Origin of the sequence: Ancylobacter defluvii (genome assembly GCF_018390605.1) — a bacterium.
GTDB lineage: Bacteria > Pseudomonadota > Alphaproteobacteria > Rhizobiales > Xanthobacteraceae > Ancylobacter > Ancylobacter defluvii.
Genome location: NZ_JAHBGD010000019.1, coordinates 265004 through 287518, shown reverse-complemented (window position 1 = coordinate 287518; position 22515 = coordinate 265004). Strand labels below are relative to the sequence as shown.

The 22515-nt window shown below is 67.7% G+C and carries 19 protein-coding genes and 1 pseudogene; 14 read left to right on the top strand and 6 right to left on the bottom strand.

From position 1 onward, the window contains the following. Positions 1-47 precede the first annotated feature (47 nt). Positions 48-827, top strand: a complete 780-nt coding sequence (locus KHC24_RS15400; protein ID WP_213364193.1) for a sulfite exporter TauE/SafE family protein — start codon at positions 48-50, stop codon at positions 825-827. 12 nt (positions 828-839) lie between these two features. Here KHC24_RS15400 and KHC24_RS15395 read toward each other — a convergent pair whose 3' ends face one another. Next, positions 840-2012 carry a M20 aminoacylase family protein gene (locus tag KHC24_RS15395; protein ID WP_246546985.1) on the bottom strand — a complete coding sequence of 391 codons (1173 nt, stop codon included), beginning with the start codon at positions 2010-2012 and terminating at the stop codon, positions 840-842. 383 nt (positions 2013-2395) lie between these two features. On the opposite strand from KHC24_RS15395, the gene KHC24_RS15390 reads away from it, so the two are divergent. Next, entirely contained in the window at positions 2396-3583 is a 1188-nt protein-coding gene (locus tag KHC24_RS15390) for a tlde1 domain-containing protein (RefSeq protein ID WP_246546983.1), read from the top strand. 90 nt (positions 3584-3673) lie between these two features. Here the strand turns inward: KHC24_RS15390 and fabG are convergent, their stop codons facing one another. Then, positions 3674-4453, bottom strand: a complete 780-nt coding sequence (fabG, locus tag KHC24_RS15385; RefSeq protein ID WP_213364191.1) for a 3-oxoacyl-ACP reductase FabG — start codon at positions 4451-4453, stop codon at positions 3674-3676. A 262-nt stretch (positions 4454-4715) separates the two neighbouring features. On the opposite strand from fabG, the gene KHC24_RS15380 reads away from it, so the two are divergent. From KHC24_RS15380 to KHC24_RS15340, 9 genes are all read left to right on the top strand, one after another. Then, complete coding sequence (locus KHC24_RS15380; RefSeq protein WP_213364190.1) at positions 4716-5867, top strand: ABC transporter substrate-binding protein; 1152 nt, start codon at positions 4716-4718, stop codon at positions 5865-5867. Positions 5868-5947: 80 nt separating this feature from the next. Next, positions 5948-7069, top strand: coding sequence for an ABC transporter ATP-binding protein (locus KHC24_RS15375; RefSeq protein ID WP_213364189.1), 1122 nt, complete (start codon positions 5948-5950; stop codon positions 7067-7069). A gap of 10 nt (positions 7070-7079) precedes the next feature. Then, complete coding sequence (locus KHC24_RS15370) at positions 7080-7985, top strand: ABC transporter permease (protein ID WP_213364188.1); 906 nt, start codon at positions 7080-7082, stop codon at positions 7983-7985. Positions 7986-7988: 3 nt separating this feature from the next. Continuing rightward, the gene (locus KHC24_RS15365) at positions 7989-8801 is read left to right on the top strand and encodes an ABC transporter permease (RefSeq protein WP_213364187.1); all 813 of its coding nucleotides are present in this window, start codon (positions 7989-7991) and stop codon (positions 8799-8801) included. Further along, the gene (locus KHC24_RS15360) at positions 8798-9622 is read left to right on the top strand and encodes a DeoR/GlpR family DNA-binding transcription regulator (RefSeq protein ID WP_213364186.1); all 825 of its coding nucleotides are present in this window, start codon (positions 8798-8800) and stop codon (positions 9620-9622) included. Before KHC24_RS15365 ends, KHC24_RS15360 begins: the two co-directional genes overlap by 4 nt. A 10-nt stretch (positions 9623-9632) precedes the next feature. Next, positions 9633-10529, top strand: a complete 897-nt coding sequence (locus KHC24_RS15355; RefSeq protein ID WP_246546980.1) for a proline iminopeptidase-family hydrolase — start codon at positions 9633-9635, stop codon at positions 10527-10529. Beyond that, a complete protein-coding gene (locus KHC24_RS15350; protein WP_213364184.1) occupies positions 10526-11221 on the top strand; it encodes a cysteine hydrolase family protein in 696 nt (231 codons plus the stop codon). Before KHC24_RS15355 ends, KHC24_RS15350 begins: the two co-directional genes overlap by 4 nt. A 2-nt stretch (positions 11222-11223) precedes the next feature. Beyond that, positions 11224-12234 (top strand): phosphotransferase enzyme family protein, encoded by a 1011-nt coding sequence (locus KHC24_RS15345; RefSeq protein WP_213364183.1) that lies wholly within the window; start codon positions 11224-11226, stop codon positions 12232-12234. Further along, positions 12231-13553, top strand: coding sequence for an aspartate aminotransferase family protein (locus KHC24_RS15340; RefSeq protein ID WP_213364182.1), 1323 nt, complete (start codon positions 12231-12233; stop codon positions 13551-13553). The genes KHC24_RS15345 and KHC24_RS15340 overlap by 4 nt, the downstream gene beginning before the upstream one ends. Here KHC24_RS15340 and KHC24_RS15335 read toward each other — a convergent pair whose 3' ends face one another. Next, positions 13554-14216, bottom strand: coding sequence for an adenosylcobinamide amidohydrolase (locus KHC24_RS15335; RefSeq protein ID WP_213364181.1), 663 nt, complete (start codon positions 14214-14216; stop codon positions 13554-13556). A gap of 120 nt (positions 14217-14336) precedes the next feature. Here KHC24_RS15335 and KHC24_RS15330 point away from each other — a divergent pair, with 120 nt between their 5' ends. From KHC24_RS15330 to KHC24_RS15320, 3 genes and pseudogenes are all read left to right on the top strand, one after another. Beyond that, positions 14337-16493 (top strand): VTT domain-containing protein, encoded by a 2157-nt coding sequence (locus KHC24_RS15330; protein ID WP_213364180.1) that lies wholly within the window; start codon positions 14337-14339, stop codon positions 16491-16493. 46 nt (positions 16494-16539) lie between these two features. Continuing rightward, a complete protein-coding gene (locus tag KHC24_RS15325; protein ID WP_213364179.1) occupies positions 16540-17286 on the top strand; it encodes an endonuclease/exonuclease/phosphatase family protein in 747 nt (248 codons plus the stop codon). Positions 17287-17413: 127 nt separating this feature from the next. Then, positions 17414-17872 (top strand): annotated as a pseudogene (locus KHC24_RS15320) (low affinity iron permease family protein); the annotation flags it as partial. Between the two features lie 75 nt (positions 17873-17947). Here the strand turns inward: KHC24_RS15320 and KHC24_RS15315 are convergent. From KHC24_RS15315 to KHC24_RS15305, 3 genes are all read right to left on the bottom strand, one after another. Beyond that, positions 17948-18250, bottom strand: coding sequence for a hypothetical protein (locus tag KHC24_RS15315; protein WP_213364178.1), 303 nt, complete (start codon positions 18248-18250; stop codon positions 17948-17950). A 443-nt stretch (positions 18251-18693) separates the two neighbouring features. After that, positions 18694-19572 carry a universal stress protein gene (locus KHC24_RS15310; RefSeq protein ID WP_213364177.1) on the bottom strand — a complete coding sequence of 293 codons (879 nt, stop codon included), beginning with the start codon at positions 19570-19572 and terminating at the stop codon, positions 18694-18696. 42 nt (positions 19573-19614) lie between these two features. Continuing rightward, positions 19615-22317, bottom strand: coding sequence for an HAD-IC family P-type ATPase (locus tag KHC24_RS15305; protein WP_213364176.1), 2703 nt, complete (start codon positions 22315-22317; stop codon positions 19615-19617). Positions 22318-22515 lie beyond the last annotated feature (198 nt).

Below are 22515 nucleotides of genomic sequence, written 5' to 3'. Positions count from 1 at the left end.
TAAGGCGCCGTCGCCCGCTGCCGTTTTCTCCCGAGGTAGTCTCCACCATGCTCGACCCGTCGCAGATCGGGTTCGCGCTGGCCGCCGGCCTGGCGGCGGCGGCGGTCGGCCTGTCCAAGGGCGGGCTGCCGATGATCGGCCTGCTCGCCGTGCCGATCATGTCGCTGGTGATGTCGCCGCTCACCGCCGCCGGCCTGCTGCTGCCGGTCTATGTCATCAGCGACATGTTCGGGGTGTGGAACTACCGGCGGGAATATTCCGGCCGCAACCTCGCCATCCTGATGCCGGCCGGCGCGCTGGGGGTGGGCATCGGCTGGGCCACCGCCTCGGTGATCAGCGAGGAAGCGGTGATGCTGATGGTCGGGCTGATCGGGCTCGGCTTCTGCCTCAACCGCTGGTTCGGCCGCATGCCGACCACGCCGCGCCCGGCGGACGTGCCGCGCGGGCTGTTCTGGGGCACGCTGACTGGCTTCACCAGCTTCGTCACCCATGCCGGCGCCCCGCCCTACCAGACCTACATGCTGCCGCAGCGCCTGCCGAAAATGGTGTTCGCCGGCACCTCGACGCTGCTGTTCGCCGCGATCAACGCCATGAAGCTGGTGCCCTACTGGGCGCTGGGCCAGCTGAGCCTGTCCAATCTCACGCTCACGCTGGCGCTGACCCCGGTGGCGGTGATCGGTACCTTCGCCGGGGTGAAGCTGACGCGGGTGATCCCGGAAAAACTGTTCTTCCGACTGGTGATCGGGGCGCTGTTCCTGCTGTCGCTGAAGCTGGTGATGGACGGGGTGGTCCACTACGCCCGTGCCGCTGCCGCCGTGGCGTGGTGAGGCCGCCGCGTGTCAGCTTGAGGGCTTCAGCAGGCGGTGCACCAGGTTGACCCAATAGGACGCGCCGACCGGGATGAGCGCGTCGTTGAAGTCGTACTGGGCATTGTGCAGGTTCGGCCCCGGGCCGCTGGCGAGGCAGAGATAGGCGCCGGGTACCTTCTCCAGCATATAGGCGAAGTCCTCCGCCGCCATGATCGGCGGGAAATCGGTGATGACGTTCGCGTCGCCGCTGGTGGCGCGGGCGGCGGCGAAGGCCTCGTCGAGCTCGGCGCGATGGTTGACCATCGCCGGATAGCGGCGCTGGTAGTCCACGGCGATCTCGGTTCCGCTCGCCGCGCCGATGCCGGCGCAGATCGCCCTGAAGCGGGTCTCGACGAGATCGCGCACCTCGCGGGTGAAGGTGCGGGCGGTGCCGCGCAGCACCACCTCGTCCGGGATGACGTTCCAGGTATCGCCACCATGGATCTGGGTGACGGTGACCACCGCCGCCTCGGAGGGATCGACGCTGCGCGAGACGATGGACTGGAGAGCCGCGACCAGCTGGGCGGCCGCCAGCACCGGATCGATGCCGCGATGCGGCATGGCGGCGTGGGCGCCGCGCCCACCGATCTTCACCTCGAAAATATCGAAGGCGGCGAACATCGGCCCCGGCCGGCCGAGGAAGCTGCCGAACGCGGCATTCGGCCAATTGTGCAGGCCATAGACCGCCTGCATCGGGAACAGCTCGAACAGGCCCTCATCGACCATCACCTTGCCGCCGCCCTCGTTCTCCTCCGCCGGCTGGAAGATGAAATGCACCGTGCCGGCGAAATCCGGGTGGGCGGCAAGGTGCTCGGCGGCGCCGAGCAGCATGGTCATGTGGCCGTCATGGCCGCAGGCGTGCATCTTGCCGGGTTTGGTGGAGCGCCAGGGCAGGTTGGTCGCCTCGGTAATGTCGAGCGCGTCGATATCGGCGCGCAGGCCGATGGCGGGTCCCGCTCCCAGGCGCCCCTGCAACGTGGCAACGAGGCCGGTGCCGGCGAGGCCGCGATGCACCGGCAGGCCGAAGCCTTGCAGCTTCTCGGCGAGAAAGGCGCTGGTGAGGTGTTCCTCGAAGGCGGTTTCGGGAAAGCTGTGCAGGTGGCGCCGCCAGGCCGTCAGTTCGTCGAGGCGGGCCGCGAGGGCGGGAATGATACCGTCGGTCATGCACATCGTCCCTGTTCGTCGCCGGCTCTCGCCGGTCGTCCCGGCAGGGCGGCTTATCGCATGAACCGGCGGGTGCACACGAGAGCGGATCTCGGCACTGTTATCCTGCCACTGCCGATACGGGTGACGGTATTTCGTGGCGGCATGAAGGGGTGGGAAATGCCGTTCGTGCGTTTCGCGTTTGCATTGCGGCCGGATATCAATAAATTGCTTACCAAGTTTCGCTATGGATTCACGCCTAGTAAGCCCGCCTCGTTAGAAGGCGGGAGCGTGATCCGACCGATGCGGCGATGCCATTCGCAACGCATCGGCGGTGTGAATGTGGGTTTTGGGGAGTTATGGGCAGAAAAGCTCGGACCCGTGGATTTGGCACGCGCGCGCCGATGGCGCCGAAGCCGGTTAGGCCTCGCTGGCATTTCGTCGCCGCGCTGATCATCGGCGCCGGCGGCGCGGCCGCGACCGCCGCTGTCTCCTTCGGCGCCGCCTGGGCGCCGTCTTCTGCGACCGCTCCCGAATGGCGCGTGACCGAGGCGAGTGCCGTTGCCGGCCTGCCGGGGTTCGGCCGGGGCAATGTCGCGCCCGCCGATCTTCCGCCGCCCATGCCGGAGGACACCCCGTTCGAGATGGCGCCGCCGCCGATGAAGATGGAGGCGAGCGTCCGCGAAATCCGCAATTTCCAGTCCGCCGGCGTGGTGGCGCTGGCGCCGAACTGGATTTTCGGCCCCGACATGCAGATGCCGCTGCGCGCCGCACCCACCGAGACGGTGGCGAGCGCGCCGATGCGGCCGAGTTCCGACCTCGCCGGCAGCGCGGCGCCGAAGGGCGCGGTGGTGGCGATGGCGCATGCGGTGCCGCTGCCGCCTTCCGACCCGCGCGGCGCCGGCCGTACCCAGACCGCCGCGGCTTCCGCGGCCGCGGAGCCGGACGCGCTATCCTCGGGCGACCTTGCCGCAGATGCGCCGACGCCGGAAAAGAATCCGCTGGCCCGCAAGGTGCGGCTGGCTTCGCTGTCGACCGGCGAGGGTGAGCTCGACCTCGGGCCGACCGAGCCGCCGCAGGTGTCGCCGGAAGAAGCCACCGGCATTCCGATGTCCACCGCCGAGGTGCGTCTGCCGAAATCGGGCGACCGCTTCGCCGTCTACGACATTGTCGGCCAGGTCGTGTACATGCCTGATGGCACCAAGTTCGAGGCGCATTCCGGCTATGGCGACCGGTTCGACGATCCGCGCCATATCTCGGTGAAGATGCGCGGCCCGACACCGCCGAACACCTACAAGCTGACCATGCGCGAATCGCTGTTCCATGGCGTCGAGGCGCTGCGGATGACGCCGGTCGGCAAGGAGCCGATGTTTGGCCGCAACGGCATCCTGACCCACAGCTACCTGCTGGGCCCTCGCGGCGATTCCAATGGCTGCATCTCGTTCAAGAATTACGAGGCCTTCCTCGCCCATTGGAAGAAGGGCAAGATCGACCACATGGTGGTGGTGGCCCGCCTGCCCAACGAGATCAAGCCGAAGGGCGCCGGCTCCATGTTCGCCTGGCTGAAGCCGAAGAGCGCCCGCTCCGAATAGCCGCGCCGGCTATTGACGAAAGAAAGGGCACCGCCGCGGCGGTGCCCTTTTCGTTTGCGCGGAGCTGTCTGCCGGCGGCGCCGTGCCGGCTCAGGCGGTGCCCATCTCGTCGAGCGCCATCGGCGATTCCGGCAGCACCTGCCCGCCATCGATCGACAGCCCCTGGCCGGTGATGTAGCCGGCCTCCTCGGAGGCGAAGAACAGCGCCGCATTGGCGATGTCGAACACGCTGCCGAGCTTCTTCATCGGCACGCAGGCGGCGGTGGAGGCGATATAGGCCTCGCCCATGCCGTCCATGCCCTCGGTGTGGATGTTGCCGGGCATCACCGCGTTGACGGTGATGTTCCACGGCGCCAGCTCGATCGCCGCCGTGCGCATGAAGCCGAGCTGGCCGGCCTTGGAGGCACCGTAATGCGACCAGCCGGGAAAGCCGGTGATCGGGCCGGTGATCGAGGAGGTGAGCACGATGCGGCCCTGCTTCTGCGCCTTCATCTGCGGCAGCACCGCCGAGACCGACAGGAAAGTGCCCTTGAGGTTGGTGCCGATCACGTGGTCGAAATCCGCCTCGGTCATCTCGCCGAGCTTGGCGGCGGGGAATATGCCGGCATTGGCGCAGAGCACGTCGATGGAGCCGTAGCGCTCGACCGCCGTGGCGGCCATGGCGTCGCAATCCGCGACGCGGGTGATGTCGGCGGCGAAGCCGGAGGCGTTGGCGCCGATTTCGGCGGCGACCTTCTCCGCCTCGGCGAGATGGCGGCTGACCACCAGCACGTTGAGGCCGGCCTGTCCGAAGCGCAGCGCGAGGCCGCGCCCGATTCCCTTGCTGGCGCCGGTGACGATGACCGTCTTGCCTGCGAGCGGCGTAAACATGTGACGTGATTTCCCTTGGAAGAAATTTAGCGTTTTCAATCGATTGAAGCCAGGCAGCCGATGCTCCGGCCTTGAGATGCCGCAAGTCTGGGCTGCCTGTCTTTTGATCAGGGTGCGATGCAAAATTGATGTTGTAAAGCCCAAATCGAGATGTTTAGGATCACACAAACTCCAACATCAAAGCCACATTCGCCATGGCTTCGATGCGGCACGGCATGCGCGGCCGGACGAGGTTCGCGCCATCATAAAAGGGGACTTCCAGATGGCAGGCATTTCCAGAAGGTCGATGCTTCAGGGCATGGCGGCCGGCGCCGGGGCGCTGGCGGCGGGGCCGCTGCTCGGCACCGGCAGCGCCTTCGCGGCGCGCGAGAAGGAGCTGAACATTCTGTGCTGGGAGGGCTACAACTCCGCGCAGGTGCTCGATCCGTTCCGCGAGAAGACCGGTGCGACGGTGAAGGCCGAGAGCCTGACCAACGACCCGACCATGATCAACCGCCTGCGCGCCGGCGAGACCAACACCTGGGACCTGATCAACGTCAACAATCCCTGGGCGCGCAAGGTGATGCTGCCCGAGAAGCTGATCAAGCCGCTGCCGAAGGCGGAGTTCGAGCCCTTCTTCGCGCAGATGCTCCCGGAGTTCAAATGGCCCTACAAGTGGGCGATGAGCGAGGACGGCGCCGACCTGCTCGGCATGGTGCAGCGCTTCGGACCCTACAGCTTCGTCGTCAACACCGACAAGGTCAGCCGCAAGACTGCCGAGGAAACCGGCTGGGACCTGTTCAACGATCCAGCGCTGGCCGGCAAATACGGCATCCTCGAATCCGACGACTGGAATGTGTTCAACATCTTCATCGTCGCCGGCATCGACCCGTTCAAGGTGCATACGCCGGACGAGCTGGCGAAGTTCGAGGAGACCGCCAAGCGGGTCTTCAAGGGTGCCAAGCTGATCGGCGACATCGCCTCGATGAACCAGGCGCTGATCTCCGGCGAGATCGACCTGCATCTCACCGGGGGCACCTATTCGGTCTCGCCGGCGCGCGCCGACGGCCACCCGAACCTGCGCGCCATCACCCCGCTGAAGGGGCCGCTGGCCGGCGGGAAGGGCGGCATCTCCTGGATCGAGGTGACCTCGACGGTGAACAACCCGAACCTGTCGCCGCTGGCGCTGGAGTTCCTGAAATATGTGCAGGCGCCGGAAGTGGCGCACACCGTCGCCTTCGCCGAGGGCACCTTCAACCCGGTGGCGCAGATGGGCAACAAGGCCTGCTTCGACCTGTTCACCAAGGAAGAGCTCGACGCCATCCAGTGGGACAGCCTCGAAGAGGAAATGGCCCGCTCGGTCGAGTACGACATCGTGCCGGATTACGACAAGGCGCTCGACATCATGAACGCCGCCAAGCGGCTGCGCGGCTGATCGGTTCCGCCGATCGCTCTGCCTGTTGCTGAATTTCCGGCGGCGTGCGCGCCGCCGGACCCTCTGTTTTCGGAAGACCCATGCTCCAGACCCTGCCCGCCGCTTCCACCGCCGTCGAAGCCCCGCGGCTGCCGATCCTCCAGCTGGTCGGCGTGCGAAAAATGTTCGGCGGCTTCGCGGCGGTGGAGGGCATCGACCTCGACGTGCGCGAGGGCGAGTTCCTGACCATCGTCGGCCCTTCAGGCTCGGGCAAGACCACGCTTTTGCGCATGCTGGCCGGCATGGACACGCCGAGCGAAGGCAACATCACCTTGCGCGGCGAGCTGATCAACGACGTGCCGCCGAACAAGCGGCCGACCTGCCTTGTGTTCCAGTCGCTGGCGCTGTTCCCGCACAAAAGCGTCGGCGAGAACATCGCCTTCGCGCTCAAGGTGAAGGGCGCCGACGCCGCGACCCGGAAGAAGCGGGCGCTGGAGCTGATGCGCATCGTTCGTTTGCCGGATAACTATCACGACAAGAATGTGATGAAGTGCTCGGGAGGCGAGCGCCAGCGCGTGGCGCTGGCCCGTGCCTTCGCCTACGATCCCGAGGTGCTGTTCTTCGACGAGCCGCTCTCCGCCCTCGACTACAAGCTGAAGAAGGCGCTGGAGAAGGAGCTGAAGGACCTGCACCGCGAGACCGGCAAGACCTTCATCTACATCACCCATTCGCTGGAGGAGGCGATGGTGATGAGCGACCGTATCGGGGTGATGCGCGCCGGCCGGCTCGTGCAGGTCGGCACGCCGGAGGAGATCTACGGCGCCCCGGTCGACCGCTTCGTGTCGGAGTTCGTCGGCGAAGTGAACACCCTCAAGATGAAGCGCGTGGGTCAGCAATGGCAGGGCGTCGACGTGCCCGGCACCTTCACGCTCGGCTCGCCGCAGAATGGCGCGGTGCTCGACGAGGCCTTCGTGGTGATCCGGCCGGAATATATGCGCTTCCTCGCCGCCGGCGAGCGCGCCGACAACCAGCTGAAGGGCACGGTCTACAACGAATATTCGCTTGGCTCGCGCATCCAGTATCAGGTGCGGGTGGGCTCGAAGGATGCCGGCGAGAAGGTGATGCTGGTCGAGCTGTCGCGCGCCCGCGCGTTGCCGCCGGGCGCCTCGCGCGAGGTGACGATCGGCTGGGATGCCGCCGACGCCTTCACGCTGGGCAGCTGAGGAGGGGACGATGGCCGACATCGCACTCGCCCGCGCGCCGGAGACGGCGCGGCAGGTCCGCCAGGCCCGGATGCTCTCGGTGGGCGCGCGCTGCGCGCTGCCGGTAGCGGTGCTGCTCGGCATCGGCTTCCTGGCGCCGATGGTGGCGATCCTCGCCTATTCCTTCGCGACGCCGCGCAGCTTCGACGTGTTTCGCTCCTTCACGCTGGAGAACTTCGCCAGCATCTTCGATCCCACCAACACGGTGTGGCTGTCCTTCGCCTGGTCGGTCGGCTTCGCGCTGTTCACCGTCGCCATCCTGGCGGTGATCGCCTACCCGATCGCCTATGGGCTGAACGCGGTGTTCGGGCGCTGGGCCGGCTTCATAAGCGTGCTGTTCGTGTTCCCGCTCTTTGTATCGGAAAATGTGCGGCTTTATGGCTGGGTGCTGTTCTTCATCAAGAACGGCGTGCTCGATGGCACGCTGAAATGGCTGGGCCTCCCCGGCGGGCCGGAGGTGCTCTACACGCCGGGCGTCACCCTGTTCGGCATGGCCTACACCTATCTGCCCTTCATGCTGTTCCCGATGACGCTCGGCCTTGCCCTGGTGCCGCGCGACCTGGTGGATGCGGCGCGCGACCTCGGCGCCGGGCGGCTGTTCATCTGGCGCGAGATCGAATTGCCGCTCGCCATGCCCGGCATCCTGATCGGCATGCTGCTGACCTTCGTGCTCGCCATCGGCGCCACGGCGGAGGCGAAGATTCTCGGCGGGCAGTCGATCATCGTGATCTCGCACGATATCGAGATCGCCTTCACCTATTCGCAGAACTGGCCGCTCGGCTCGGCGCTGGCGGTGGTGGTGAGCGTGTTCATCGCCGCGCTCACGCTCACGGCGCTGTCCAAGCTCGACCTCGACCGCATGCTGGGGAGGCGCTGAACCATGGCAACCAGTCCGGCGCTCGCTCGCAAACGCACCAATGCCCTGATCTGGGTGTGGACGGTGTTCGTCCTCGTCGCGGTCTATCTGCCGATTCTCTGCGGCGCGTTGGCGAGCTTCAACAAGAGCCGTTATTTCGGCTTTCCGATCAAAGTCTACGCCACCGAGTGGTGGCAGAAGACCCTCGATTCCATCGAGATCGGCATGCTGGTGCGCAACTCGATCGCCATCGCCCTGCTGGTGACGGTGATCTCGGTGGTGATCGCCACCTTCGGCGCGCTGGCCTTCGCCCGCTATGACTGGAAGGGACGGCGGCTGTACCAGAAGCTGATCATCCTGCCGATCTTCTTCCCGCAGCCGGTGCTCGGCCTCGCTTTGCTGCTCGGCTTCAATGCGGTGGGCATCCAGACCTCGTGGCTGACGGCGGTGTTCGCGCATCTCGTCTGGATCGTGCCGGTGGTGACGCTGGTCATCGCCATCCAGGTCTATGGCTTCGATGCCTCGCTGGAGGAGGCGGCCTACGATCTCGGCTGCACGCGCACCCAGGTGTTCCGCGAGGTGACGCTGCCGCTGCTGTGGCCGGGCATCTGGTCCGGCATGCTGTTCGCGTTCCTGCTGTCGTGGAGCAATTTCCCGCTGTCGCTCTATACGGCGGGGGCAGACAGTACGATCCCGAAATGGCTCTATGCCAAGATGGTGGCCGGTTACACGCCGATGGTGCCGGCGCTCGGCACCATGGCGACGCTGGGCGCGGCGACGCTGCTGCTCGGCGGCGGGCTGGTCATGCTGCTCCTGCGCCGGCGGCAGCCGGCATGACGGCGTCCTCGAACGGCAGCGAGCCCTCCGACACGCTTGCCGACCGGCGCCGCCCACGCCTCGACAAGGCGGCGCGGCACGAGCGCATCCTTGCCGAGATGCGGGCCACCGTGACGCTGCGGGTCGGCGACCTCGCCGCCGATCTCAACGTCTCCACCGAGACCATCCGCCGCGACCTGTTCGAATTGCAGGAGCGCGGGCTGATCAATCGCACCTATGGCGGCGCGGTGCGGCCGTTCGGCTCCGAGCCGGCGGTGACCGAGCGCCACCAGATGATGGTGGCCGAGCGCGAGGCGATCGCGGCGCGGACGGTGAAGTTCATCAAGCCGCAGGAGGTGATCGCCATCGGCGCCGGGGCGACGACGACGCATGTCGCGCGTCGTATGGCCGCCGAATGCCGCGACCTGACGGTGATCACCCATTCCTTTTCGGTGGCCACCGTGGTGGCGGCCAACCCGACCATCGACGTCATCCTCTGCCCCGGCCATTACAACGGCCGCGAGGGCATGATGGTGGGGGTGGAGACCATCGAGTTCCTGCAAAGCTATAACGTCAACCGGGCAATCCTCGGCGTCTCCGGCATCACCCCGGAGGGCCTGGCCGATGCCGAGGCGCCGGCGGCCTGGGTCTACAAGGCGATGATGAACCGGGCGGCGGAGACTATCATCGTCTCCGATCACAAGAAATTCGACGTGCCCTCGCTCGCCATCTGGGCGCGGGTGCCGGACATCCAACGCCTCGTCACCGACAAGGCGCCGGATGGCGCGCTCGCCCGCGCGCTCGCCCGTGCCGGCGTCGAGGTCGCGGTGGCGCGGAAATAGGGTTCCTACCATGTGGCAGCAGCAACCCGCCGACGCGCGGATCGAGATCGAGGTCGATGGCCATAAGGTCGTCGCCTATTGCTACGGTGCCGGCGAAGACACGGTGTTCCTGCTGAATGGCGGGCCGGGCCTGCCCTGCGACTATCTGCGTGACGCGCATTCCTTCCTCGCCGATCATGGCTACCGCGTCGTCGCCTTCGACCAGCTCGGCTGCGGCGCTTCCGACCGGCCGGACGATCCGGCGCTGTGGTCGATCGCCCGCTATGTCGTGGAGGTCGAGACGGTGCGCACGGCGCTCGGCCTCGGGCGGGTGCATCTGCTCGGCCATAGCTGGGGCGGCTGGCTCGCCATCGACTATGCGCTGGCGTATCCCGAGGCGCTGAAGACGCTGATCCTCGAGGACACCGCCGCCGACCTGCCTCACCTGATGAGCGAAATGCACCGGCTGCGCGCTGCGCTGGGCCCGGAGACGGTGGAGATGCTGCTCGCCCACGAGGCAGACGGCTCCTATGACCATCCCGAATATCAGGCGGCGATCACCCTGCTCAACTACCGCCATGTCTGCCGTATGGCGGCGTGGCCGGCGCCGCTGATGGCCTCGCTGAACGACTGGAACATGGCGCCTTATATGGCGATGCAGGGGCCGAACGAGTTCCTCTACATCGGCAATCTGAAGGACTGGAACCGCACCGCCGACCTCAATCGCATCGCCTGCCCGGCGCTGATCACCGTCGGCCGGCACGACGAGATCACCCCCGCCTGCGCGCTGCGCATGAAGCAGAACCTGCCGCAGGCGGAAGTCGCGGTGTTCCCGAACTCGTCGCATATGCCGTTCTACGAGGAGCCGGCCGCCTATGACGCGCGCCTGCTCGCCTTCCTCGGCAAGCACAGGGGAGGCGTCGCGTGAACTGGAAAACCCGCAACCGCTCCTTCTACTATGCGCTGGCGCCCGAGCCGGACGATCCCGAGCTCAACCCGGCGACCACCGCGCTGCTGGTCATCGACGTGCAGAACACCTATCTGGAGCGCCCCGACCGGGCGTCGCTCGCCAGCGAGGCGGAGCGGGTGCATTACGACGGCTGGACGCCGTTCCATGAGCGGATGCACGGCACGGTAATTCCCAACATCGCCGACGTGCTGGCGTTGTTCCGGGCGAAGGGCATCGAATGCCTGTTCGCCCGCATCGCCTGCCGTACGCAAGACGGCCGCGACCGCTCGCTGAGCCAGAAGAAGCCGGGCTTCAACAATCTGCTGCTGCCCAAGGACGAGCACGCCTCGCAGATCGTGCCGGCACTGGCGCCGCAGGGCGACGAGATCACCGTCATCAAGACCACCGACAGCGCGCTCACCGGCACCAATCTGCGGCTGATCCTCGCCAATCTCGGCATCCGCACCGTGATCTGCGTCGGCATCTTCACCGATCAATGCGTTTCCTCCACCGTGCGCAGCCTCGCCGATGAGAGCTTCGACGTGGTGGTGCTGGAGGATTGCTGCGCGGCGGCGACCGATAACCTGCACGCCCGCGAGCTGGAGATCATCAACATGATCTACTGCAACGTGATGGCGCTCGACGACCTCAAGTCACTGATGAAGCTCTGATAATGACCGATGCCATGTATAGCGACGACTTCCTGGGCCGGCTCGAGGCGAGCCTGCGCGCCGCCCTGCCGCGCTGGGGGCTGTCGCCGGACAGCGACGTGAAGCTGCTCACCATCTCCGAGAACGCCACGTTTCGCGCCCGCGACGCCGCCTCCGGTCGCGAACTGGTGTTGCGGGTGCATCGGCCGGGCTACCATTCGCGCGCGGAGATCGCCTCCGAGCTCGCCTGGCTGGAAGCGCTGGGCCGCGACGGCGTGGTGGCGACGCTGACCCCGGTGCCGCTTGCCGACGGCACGCTGATCGCCGATCTCGACGATGGCGGGGTGACGCGCCACGCGGTGGCGTTCCAGCTGCTGCCCGGCCGCGAGCCGGCCGAGGGCGAGGATTTGCCGCGCTGGTTCCGCGAGCTCGGGGCCATCAATGCCCGGCTGCACGCCCATGCGAAGGCGTGGCAGCGGCCGGAAGGCTTCGTGCGCAAACGCTGGGATTTCGATGCCATGCTCGGCGAGGTGCTGCTTTGGGGCGACTGGCGCGCCGGGCTGGGCCTCGATGGAGAGGGGCGGGCGGTACTCGAAGAGGTGGCGGCGCTGCTCAAGCAGCAGCTGGACGCCTATGGCACCGGCGAGGACCGGTTCGGCCTGGTCCATGCCGATATGCGGGTCGCCAACCTGCTGGCTGACGGCGATACGCTGTCGGTGATCGATTTCGACGATTGCGGCTTCTCCTGGTACCTCTATGACTTCGCCGCCGCCATCAGCTTCACCGAGCACGAGCCCTATATCCCCGCGCTGCAAAAGGCATGGGTCGCGGGCTACCGCAGCGTGGCGCCGCTCACTGACGCGGAGTGCGAGATCCTGCCGGTGTTCATCATGCTGCGGCGCATGCTGCTCACCGCCTGGATCGCCTCGCATGCCGAGACCCCGACTGCGCAGGCGTTGGGCGAGGCCTATACGCACGGCACGGTGGCGCTCGGCCGCGCCTTCCTTGAAACCCATGCGAGGACGGCAGCATGAAAAGCCGCGAACTCCAGATCCTCTCGCTCAACGCCTTCTCCGGCGAGGGGGCGGCGCTGCCGCCGGACATCGCGGCGCTGGTCGAGCGGCGCCAGCGCTCGTTCGGTGCCGGCTCGGTGCTGTTCTACGACGTGCCGCTGAAGGTGGTGAAGGCGGAAGGGCCCTATCTCCATGCCTCCGATGGGCGCGCCTATCTCGACTTCTACAACAACGTGCCGACCGTCGGGCATTGCCATCCCAAGGTGGTGGAGGCGGTGCAGCGGCAGATCGGCCAGTTCAACATCCATTCGCGCTATCTGTTCGACGTCTCCCACGACTATGCCGAGAAGCTGCTCGCCAGCTTTCCGGCATCGCTGAGCAATATCGTGCTCACCTGCACCGGCAGCGAGAGCAACGACCTCGCCTTGCGCATCGCCAAGCGGGCCTCCGGCGGCACCGGCTTCGTGGTGACGCAGACCGCCTATCACGGCAACACCTCGGCGGTGACCGAGGTCTCGCCATCCTCCTACCGCAACGGCGCGCCGCCGCCGCATGTGCGCATGGTGCCGCCGCCGGATCCGGCGATCTTCGGCAACGATGTCGGGCAGGGCTTCGCCGAGGCGGTCGCCGGGGCCATCGCCGCGATGGAGGCGGACGGCATCCGCTTCGCCGGCCTTCTGGTCGACACCATCTTCTCCTCAGACGGGGTGTTCGCCGACCCGCCGGGTTTCCTGAACGCCGCGGTGGAGGTGACGCACAAGGCCGGCGGTTTGTTCATCGCCGATGAGGTGCAGCCCGGCTTCGGCCGCACCGGCGCCGGCATGTGGGGCTTCTCGCGCCACGGCCTCACACCGGACATCGTCACCATGGGCAAGCCGATGGGCAATGGCTATCCCGTCGCCGGCGTGGTGACGCGGCCGGAGCTGCTCGCCGATTTCTGTGCCGATTTCGGCTATTTCAACACCTTCGCCGCCAGTCCGGTGGCCACCGCCGCGGCACTGGCCGTGCTGGAGGCGATCGAGGAGGACGGGCTGATCGCCAATGCCGACCGCGTCGGCCGGCACCTCAAGGCGCGGCTGACGCATCTGATGGGCAAGGCGCCGATCACCGCGGTGCGTGGGGCCGGGCTCTATCTCGGCGTCGCCTTTGGCGATGAGAGCGGGCCGCGTGCGGACATCGCCAAGGCGCTGATCAACGGGCTGAAGGCGAAGGGCATCCTGATCGGCGCCGCCGGCCAGTTCGGCAATGTCTTGAAGATCCGCCCGCCGCTCTGCGTCACCACCGATCATGCCGACCAGCTTGCCGATGCGCTGGAGCAATTGCTGACGCCCACCGGCTGATCAGCCTCGCGCGGCGATCCAGCTGGCGACGGCGATGCGGGTGGCCTCGTGGACGCAGGCGCCGATCGCCTCGCCGATGGCGGTGTGCATGCCGGCATAGGCTTGCGGCGCGCCGCTCATCGGCGCCGCCATGACGATGCAGTCGGTGCCGGTGCCGGTCACCGCGTGCCGGCCGCCGGGACGGCGATAGCCGGCCTCCATGATCGCCACGGTGCGGGCCTGCGCCACCAGCGAGGCCGCCTCCAGCAGCGCCGCCTCGGTCAGCGGCAGCGCCGAGCGGCAGAAGATGTTGACAGTGCCGGCCATCACCGGTGCGGCCGGATGGCGGCTGCCGACGCGCTCGCCATTATTGAGGCCGGCGGTCACCACGCAGTCGGCGCGGGCACCCTCGACCTCGGCGGCGCGGTGGACATGGGAGGCGACGTCGCGGGCGGTGATGAGGCCGACCGCGCCCTCCAGCCCGGCGGTCGCCAGTTCGCTCGCGAACCAGGCTGCCGGATCGAGTTCGGCCGTGAGTTCGTCGGTCGCGACCTGCCGCCAGGCAATCGTCGATGCTTCCACCAGCCCCGGCCGGTTGAGCGACCAGCTCACCATGCGGTGGGGGGCGGCCAGGCGCAGCACCAGCCAGGGGCGTTCGCAGCGAATGTCGAGCAGCGGGTTCATGACCGAAGCGCTGTAGCAGCGCCTACCGGCTCTGGCGAGGGCACCCCGGCAGGACGGCGCGGAACCCGGCGCCGCCGCGACCGTTGACGCAAGCCACCGGCCACGGAGAGACGTCCTGCCATGCTCGACCGCGTTCAGCGTTTGCCCCTCGAAACCCCGGCTGATCTGGCCTCTGCGCCGGTACTGCGCGAGGAGCGCAATGTCTGGCGCATCGAATCGGTTGAGCGCGCGGCGGTGCTGGTCGACGGCGCTGCCTATTTCGAGGCGCTGCGCTCGGCGCTGATACAGGCGAGGAACACCGTGTACATCGCCGGCTGGGACCTCGACAGCCGGATGAAGCTGGTGGGAACCAGCGGCCGCGCCGAGGACGGCTTGCCCGAACAACTCGTCGATTTCCTCTCGGCGCTGGTGAAGCGCCGGCCGGAGCTGCGCATCCGCCTCCTGCTCTGGGACTACTCGATGGTGTTCGCCTTCGAGCGGGAGCTGATGCCGCTCTATTCCTTCTTGTGGAACACCCCGCCGCAGATCGAGATCTGCCTCGACGATGCGCTACCCTTCGGTGCCTCGCACCACCAGAAGATCGTGGTGATCGACGACCGGGTGGCGTTTTCCGGCGGCCTCGACCTTACCGGCCGGCGCTGGGATACGCCGGAGCATCTGCCGGCGCATGATCTCAGGGTCGATCCTGCCGGTGCCGCCTATGGCGCGTTCCATGACGTGCAGATGCTCGTCGAAGGACCGGCGGCGGCGGCGCTCGGCGACATGCTGCGCGAACGCTGGCGACGCGCCGCCTGCGAAAGGCTGGCACCACCGCGCGGCGATGACGACGGGCAGTCAAGCCCCTCGCCGTGGCCGGAAGGGCTGGAGCCGGAATTCGAGGACATCGCCGTCGGTATCAGCCGCACGCTGCCGGCGCATGGCAAGCAGCCGAGCGTGCGCGAGGTCGAGGCGCTGTTCTTCGACATGATCGATGCCGCCGAACGCTGCGTCTATATCGAGAACCAGTTCTTCACCTGCCGGCGCACCACCGAGCGGCTGATCGCGCGCCTGCGCGAGCGGCCGCAGCTGGAGGCGGTGGTGGTGATGCCGATGGGCTACCGCTCCTGGTTCGAGCATCGCGCCATGGGCGTCGGCCGCGACCGGGTGATGCGCATGGTCGCCGACGCCGGTCTGAATAATCGCCTGCGATTTGTCTATCCGGAAGTGGGGCCGGAGGACGCCGCGGGCCGGGTGATGGTGCATTCCAAGATCATCATCGTCGACGACCGGCTGATGCGCATCGGCTCGGCCAATCTATGCAACCGCTCCATGGGTTTCGACAGCGAATGCGATCTTGTGGTGGAGGCGAGGGACGAAGCGGAACGCGCGGGCATCGCGCGGGTGCGCAACCGCCTCCTCGGCGAGCATCTCGGCCGTACCCCGGAGGAAATCGGCGAGGCGCTTGCCGGTGGCGGGCTGATGGCGCTGCTCGATGCGCCCGCGCCGGATCGCCGCCTCGCCCGGGTGCCCTATGCGCCGGATGCCGCTGAATTGCCGCTGCCGATGATCGATGCGCTCGCCGATCCCGTCGAGCCGCTTTACGAGGAATCCGGCGTCGCGGCGCCGACGCCGCGCCACTGGCGGTGGCTGCTTGGCGCCGTCGCCGCCCTGGCGGTGATCGGCGGTCTCGCCCTGGCCTGGAGCTATTCGCCCTTTGCCGAGCCGGATCGCATCATGCAGGCCTTCGAGCGCCTGGCCCTCGCGCCCTGGGCGCCGGTGGCGGTGATCGCCGCCTTCGTCGCCGGTGGCTTCGTGGCGTTTCCGGTTACCCTCCTCATCGTCGCCACGGTGGCGGTGTTCGACGGTTGGGCCGGCGCGGTGCTGGCCGGAACCGGCGCCCTGGCCAGCGCGCTCGCCACCTATGCGGTGGGGCGCACGCTCGGGGCACGGTTGGTGCGACGCTTCATCGGCCCGCGGATCAACCGCATCCGCCGCGGCCTTTCCAATCGCGGCGTGCTGGCGGTGACGACGGTGCGCCTCGTGCCGGCGGCGCCCTTCACCTTCGTCAATCTGGTCGCCGGCGCCGTGGGAATCCCCTTCGTGGACTATCTCGCCGGCACCATTCTCGGCCTGGCGCCGGGACTGATCGTGATGACGGCGCTGGGCCGGCAGATCGTCGGCGTGCTTGCCGATCCGTCGCTGGGCGCGATGGCGCTGCTGGTCGGCTTCGTGGCGCTGTGGATCGTGCTGTCGCTCAGCTTCCAGCTGCTGGTGAACCGGGCGTGGCCGGCGAACTGATCGGGCGAAACGCGAGCGGTAACCGACAACTCATGAACGGTATGCCATGAGCGGCACCATCCGGCTGATGAGCTGGAACATCCATGGCGGCATCGGCCCGGACCGGCGCTTCGATCTCGATCGCATCGTCGCGCTGATCGCCCGCCACCGGCCGGATATCGTGGCGCTGCAGGAGATCGACACCCGCGGGCGCGACGTCGACTGCCTCGCCCCGCTGCGTGGCCTGCGCGCCGGCTATTTCGCCGAGGCCCGCACCATCGTCGCGCCGGACGGGCATTACGGCCACGCGCTGTTCAGCCGCTGGGAGACCGGCGGAGTGGAACTGCACGATCTCTCGGTGCGGCGGCGCGAGCCGCGCTTCGCCATTTCGGCGCGGATCGCCACCGATGCCGGGCCAATCAATGTGGTTTCGGTGCATCTCGGCCTCGCCATCGGCGAACGGATGAGCCAGGTGCGAACCCTCGCCCGGCTGGGCGCGCGCGGCCGGGACGAGCCGACGCTGATGCTCGGCGACTTCAACGACTGGGCCTCCTTCGGCCAGGCCCGCCGGCGGCTCGCCGAAGTGTTCCGCTGGCGCAGCCAGCTGCGCACCTTTCCGGCGCCCCGGCCGCTGCTGCGGCTTGACCGGCTCTACTGCAATGACGGGCTCGCCGTGCTGGCCTGCTTCACCGATCCGGAAGCGGCGCGCGCCTCCGATCATCTGCCGGTGATCGCCGATGTGCGGCTGGCGGAACCGCGGACGGCGGCGTCACCGCGGAACCGTCACGCGGCGCCGCTCATTGTCCCGCCGTGAGACCGCTGCATGAGACTGCTGATGCGCGGATACCTGGCGCCAGTTTCGAAGGGATGCCCGCAATGCCCGCGACCTCCTCGGCCGATCACCGTCCCGGCGCCCCAAGCGCTCCGCCTTCACCCGTTTCACCCAGACGGTTGCGCACTGGACCGGGCACCCGGCGACCTTCATCGGAGCGGCGGGGATCATCGTGCTGTGGGCGGTCACCGGGCCATTCGTCGGCTTCAACGACACCTGGCAGCTGATCATCAACACCTCGACCACCATCATCACCTTCCTGATGGTGTTCGTGATCCAGAACAGCCAGAACCGCGATACCGCGGCGGTGCATATCAAGCTGGACGAACTGATCTCCCGCCTTGACGGGCCACGCGAAAAGCTGATGGACCTCGAGGAACTGGACGAGGACGAGCTGGAGCGCATCCGGGCCGAGTTCGAGGAGCGGGCCTGTCGCAGCCGCGCGGCGAAAGAGGACGGCAGCGCTACGGCTGGCAAAGCCTTGCCCGAGACGCCGCCGGCGCGGCGGAAGGCGACGGCAAAGCGGACGGTTGCGGGCCTCTCCCGCCCGCCGCGCCGGAAGGCCTAGCGCCCGATCCTTTCGGGAGCGGCATCTCTGTGCCGGATCCCTGCGGGACTCGGCGCTTGCGCGGATAATGGCGGTTCAGGCGGTGAAACGTCCGCGGGTTTCGACACGCTCCGGCACCACCGTCCGTGTGGTGAGCGGCGAGAAACGCCAGCCGATCAGTTCACAGGTGACGAGGCGGCCCTGCTGGTCGCGCACCTCCACCGGCTTCAGCTGGCCTTCGCGCTTCATTTGCAGGGCGCGGTCGACGGCGTCGGGGATGGAAGAAAAGCGCAGCCGCTTCATTGGCTGGAGTGGATCGTCGGAAAGCGGGCCGGTGAAATAGAGCGTGTAAGCAGTCGGTATCTGAGGGCGGGAGCTGTTCGGGGGTGCAATCGACATCTCTGCGATCCTCCATGCCTGCGGCGCCTGCCATGCGGCAGGCCGTATCACGCCTCGCGTCATTTCCGGGGATCGAATCAAACCACATGTCACCGCCCCGCGATCGTCGAGATGCGGGGGGAGTTTGCGCCATCAAGAAGTGATTCGGCCCGCGGAGAATGCCGCGAAGCTCATTGCTGCGGGCGACAAGAAACCAGATCGACGATCACGTCAATCAACAAATTAACGATCGCCCATGGAACCTTTGCTGAGTCGCGGCGTTCGGGTTCCCATGTTACCGTTATGCAGATGTTGTTTCGATTTATTGGGAATAGAACCTGCCATAAATTTGCAATGATTACAGTTTGACTTGCTGCAACTGCGAAGAGATGGGCCGTTGCGTCACGCAGCGCACGGTCGGTCCCGCCCGGCGGGGCCGGGTCGCCGGGCGAGGGATGACCGGGTCAGGCCTTCCCTTCGAACGGCGAGCCTTTCGGCACGACGAGGATGTCGCAGGGCACCTCGGCGAGGATGGAGGTGTCGGTGCTGCCGGCAAGCAGGCGGTGCAACAGGCCCTTCTCGCCGCTGCCGATCACCACCAGATCGATATTGCGGGCTTCCACATGCTCGGTGAGCACGGCGGGGGCGCTGCCGGGTTCCAGCACCACTTCCATCTGATCGCGCGAGAGCGGGGTGGTGGCGAGGAAGGCGTCGGCCTCCTTCGCCGCGACGGCGCGATATTCCGCCTCATAGGCGGCGCGATCGGCGGTCATTCCGGCAAAAGGCGGCTCAAAGGCATGGAGTAGCGCCAGCCGCGATGTGGGGAACCAGGCGGCGGCGGTGACCAGGGGAAGGGCGGAGCCGTCGCTGAAGTCGCTGGCGACCACGACACGCAGATAGGCATCGCGCGGGCGATCACGGACGATCAACAGCGGCAGGCGTGCCTCATGCACAAGCGCGGCGACGCTGCGGCCGATAAGCCGGCGACCGAGCACCTCGTCGCGGGCTACGCCGGTGATCACCAGCCCGGCCTCGCGTGCCAGCGCGATCTCGCTCACCACCGCCTCGCATCGACCGGCGACGACCACCACCTCGATATTGTCGATGGCGTCTCCGAGGCTCCGGCGCAGTCGCCGGTGGGCGAGGGCAAGCGGACTGGAGGCGGCGTCGGCCGTCGTGGGGCCGCTCCAGTCGTCGGATTCGCCCGGCTCGAGCGCATGCACGGCGAACAGTTGCGCATGCCATTGCGCGGCGAGCTGCCGGGCGCGGTCGAGCGCCCGGTCGCAGCGTGGGCTCAGATCGGTGGCAAGCACCAGCCGGCTCGGTGTCGTCACAATCCGCATGCCATCCACTTCCGTCCTTACTCCCCGATGCATCGCCATCCGTCAGATATTCTCGGCGGCGAACAGTCCTAGCCGGCGCAGCACCAGTTTCTCTACCTCCAGCACGCCCATCAGCGCCACACCGACGCCGATGATCATGATGCCATCGAGCAGCGCCACCGGACGGGTGAGGAAGATCTCCTGCATCAGCGGCAGATAGGTGAAGGCGAACTGCGCCATCACCACCACGACGAGGGCAGCGATTACCGCCGGCGTGCCGACCACGCCGGTCAAGGTCAGCGAACTGCCGCGGATATAGCGTACATTGAACAGGTAGAAGATCTCCATCACCACAATGGCGTTCACCACGATAGTGCGGGCAAGATCGACACCCTGCCCGCGCGCCAGCGACAGCTGGAACAGCCCCAGCGCAGCGACCAGGAACAGCAGCGAGACGAAGACGATGCGCCATATCATGAAGGGCGAGAGCAGCCCGGCCTTCGCCGGGCGGGGCGGCCGCTGCATGATCCCGGGCTCGGTCGGCTCGAAGGCGAGGGCGAGGCCGAGCGTCGCCGACAGCACCAGATTGATCCACAGGATCTGCGCCGGCGACATCGGCATGAGCGCGCCGGCGAGAATGGCGACGATGACGCACAGCACCTCGCCGCCATTGGTCGGCAGCGTCCAGGCGATCATCTTGCGTATGTTGTCGTAGACGGTACGCCCCTCGCGCACGGCGGCGACGATGGAGGCGAAATTGTCGTCGACCAGAACGATCTCGGCCGCCTGCTTGGCGGCCTCCGTGCCCTTGCGGCCCATGGCGATGCCGACATCGGCCTGCCGCAGCGACGGGGCGTCGTTCACCCCGTCGCCGGTCATCGCCACCACCGCGCCGGTCGACTGCAGCGCCCGCACGATGCGCAGCTTGTTTTCCGGGCTGGTGCGGGCGAAGACCGAAATACGGCGGGCGATGCCGACCAGTGCCTCGTCATCCGCCGCGTCGACCTCGGCGCCGGTCGCCGCCAGCGGCTCCTCGGCGATGCCGAGTTGGCGGGCGATGGCGACGGCGGTGGCGGCATGGTCGCCGGTGATCATCTTCACCTCGATGCCGGCGGAGTGGCACTCGGCGATGGCCGCTACCGCCTCCGGGCGCGGCGGGTCGATGAAGCCGACGAGGCCGAGGAAGCGGAAGCCCTCGTTCGCATCGTCGAAGCCCAGCCGTTCCGGTAGTTGCGCCACGGTTTTGGCGCGCTCGGCGAGCACGCGCTCGCCATGGCCGGCCGCGGCCTCGACATGCGCCCCCCACAGCGCCGGATCGGCGCCACAGCGCGGCAGCAGCGCCTCCGGCGCGCCCTTGATGAAGAGGATCTTCTCGCCGCCGGGGCCCTCATGCGCGGTGGCCATGAAGCGGTAGGCGGCATCGAAGGGAATTTCGTCCCGCCGGATCCAGGAGCTGCGTTCGGCGGCTGGGTCGAGCCCGGCCTTGATCGCCAGCGTCACCAGGGCCCCCTCCATCGGATCACCCTCGACACTCCAATGATCGGCCTCGCGACGCAGCTGCGCGTCGTTGCACAGCAGGCCCGCTCGTATCAGCGGCAGCGCCGCCTGCGTCGCGGCGCCGGCCTTGGCGGCGCCGGTCCAGACTATCCGCCCTTCCGGCTTGTAGCCGCCGCCTTCCACCTCGACTTCGCCTTCCGGCACGAAGATCCGGCGGGCGGTCATCTCGTTGCGGGTCAGGGTGCCGGTCTTGTCGGAGCAGATGACCGAGGTCGCCCCCAAGGTTTCCACCGCCGGCAGCAGGCGGATCACCGCATTGCGGGCGGCCATGCGGCGCACGCCGATCGCCAGCGTGATAGTAATGACCGCCGGCAGGCCTTCAGGCACCACGCCGACCGCGAGCGCGACCACCGCGATCAACGCGTCCGCCCAGTCATGGCCGCGGAAGGCGACGGCGAAGCCGAAGAGCAGCGCCGCGCCGCCGAAGGCGAGCCAGGTGAAGCGCCGCGCGAAGCCGTCGATCTGGCGCAGCAGCGGCGTCGCCATCGGCTCGACCTCGGCCATCAGCTTGCCGATACGTCCGATTTCGCTGCGGACCCCGGTGGCGACCACCACCGCGGCGCCCTGTCCGGCCGCGACCGTGGTGCCGGAAAACGCCATGGAATGCCGATCGCCCAGCGCGGCGGCTTCCGGCGCGGGTTCCTCATGCTTCTCGGCGGCGACGGATTCGCCGGTGAGCACCGATTCGTCGATGCGCATGCCGCGGGCGCGCATCAGCCGCGCATCGGCGGGCACGCGGTCGCCGGGCTCGAGCAGGACCACGTCGCCGGGAACCAGCTCATGCGCGCCGATGCTGACGCGCTGTCCGTCGCGCAGGGCGGTGGCGTGCGGGGTGATCATCTCGCGGATCGCGCGCAGCGCTTCTTCCGCCTTGCCCTCCTGCACATAGCCGATGATCGCGTTGGCCAGCACCACCGCCAGGATGACGCCGGCATCGACGCCGTGGCCGATCAGCCAGGCGGCCAGCGCGCCCGCCAGCAGGAAATAGATCAGCATGTTGTTGAACTGCGCCAGGAACCGCAGCAGCGGATGCTGGCGCGGCGGCTCCGGCAGGCGGTTGGGGCCGTGGCGGGCGAGGCGGGCGCTCGCCTCGCCTCCTGACAGGCCGTCGGCCGTCACGCCGAGATGGTGGGCGACGTCGTGATGCGGCAGCGCGTGCCAGAGGGGGGCGCCGGTTTCGCCATGGGGCTCGGCCGCCGGGCGTGCCATGAGGCGCTCCGGGGGCGTCGTCGCCATTTGCTGCCCCATGCCGCCTGTTTTCCTTTTGCTTGATCCGCCGAACCTGTTGAAGGCCGGCAACAGGCTACCCAATGGGGCGATGGACCCCCTGCGGGTTTTTTTGTATGGGGGATAACAATTTCGTCAGGGTGGCGGTGGCGAGCCGCTCCCCCTTGACGTCCCTTGCAG

Coding starts and splice junctions, on each gene's coding strand:
- KHC24_RS15375 (WP_213364189.1), top strand. CDS start 5,948: ATGCTCCAGACCCTGCCCGCCGCTTCCACCGCCGTCGAAGCCCCGCGG.
- fabG (WP_213364191.1), bottom strand. CDS start 4,453: ATGTTTACGCCGCTCGCAGGCAAGACGGTCATCGTCACCGGCGCCAGC.
- KHC24_RS15340 (WP_213364182.1), top strand. CDS start 12,231: ATGAAAAGCCGCGAACTCCAGATCCTCTCGCTCAACGCCTTCTCCGGC.
- KHC24_RS15355 (WP_246546980.1), top strand. CDS start 9,633: ATGTGGCAGCAGCAACCCGCCGACGCGCGGATCGAGATCGAGGTCGAT.
- KHC24_RS15380 (WP_213364190.1), top strand. CDS start 4,716: ATGGCAGGCATTTCCAGAAGGTCGATGCTTCAGGGCATGGCGGCCGGC.
- KHC24_RS15400 (WP_213364193.1), top strand. CDS start 48: ATGCTCGACCCGTCGCAGATCGGGTTCGCGCTGGCCGCCGGCCTGGCG.
- KHC24_RS15360 (WP_213364186.1), top strand. CDS start 8,798: ATGACGGCGTCCTCGAACGGCAGCGAGCCCTCCGACACGCTTGCCGAC.
- KHC24_RS15335 (WP_213364181.1), bottom strand. CDS start 14,216: ATGAACCCGCTGCTCGACATTCGCTGCGAACGCCCCTGGCTGGTGCTG.
- KHC24_RS15325 (WP_213364179.1), top strand. CDS start 16,540: ATGAGCGGCACCATCCGGCTGATGAGCTGGAACATCCATGGCGGCATC.
- KHC24_RS15395 (WP_246546985.1), bottom strand. CDS start 2,012: ATGACCGACGGTATCATTCCCGCCCTCGCGGCCCGCCTCGACGAACTG.
- KHC24_RS15345 (WP_213364183.1), top strand. CDS start 11,224: ATGACCGATGCCATGTATAGCGACGACTTCCTGGGCCGGCTCGAGGCG.
- KHC24_RS15315 (WP_213364178.1), bottom strand. CDS start 18,250: ATGTCGATTGCACCCCCGAACAGCTCCCGCCCTCAGATACCGACTGCT.
- KHC24_RS15370 (WP_213364188.1), top strand. CDS start 7,080: ATGGCCGACATCGCACTCGCCCGCGCGCCGGAGACGGCGCGGCAGGTC.
- KHC24_RS15305 (WP_213364176.1), bottom strand. CDS start 22,317: ATGGCACGCCCGGCGGCCGAGCCCCATGGCGAAACCGGCGCCCCCCTC.
- KHC24_RS15390 (WP_246546983.1), top strand. CDS start 2,396: ATGGCGCCGAAGCCGGTTAGGCCTCGCTGGCATTTCGTCGCCGCGCTG.
- KHC24_RS15310 (WP_213364177.1), bottom strand. CDS start 19,572: ATGCGGATTGTGACGACACCGAGCCGGCTGGTGCTTGCCACCGATCTG.
- KHC24_RS15330 (WP_213364180.1), top strand. CDS start 14,337: ATGCTCGACCGCGTTCAGCGTTTGCCCCTCGAAACCCCGGCTGATCTG.
- KHC24_RS15365 (WP_213364187.1), top strand. CDS start 7,989: ATGGCAACCAGTCCGGCGCTCGCTCGCAAACGCACCAATGCCCTGATC.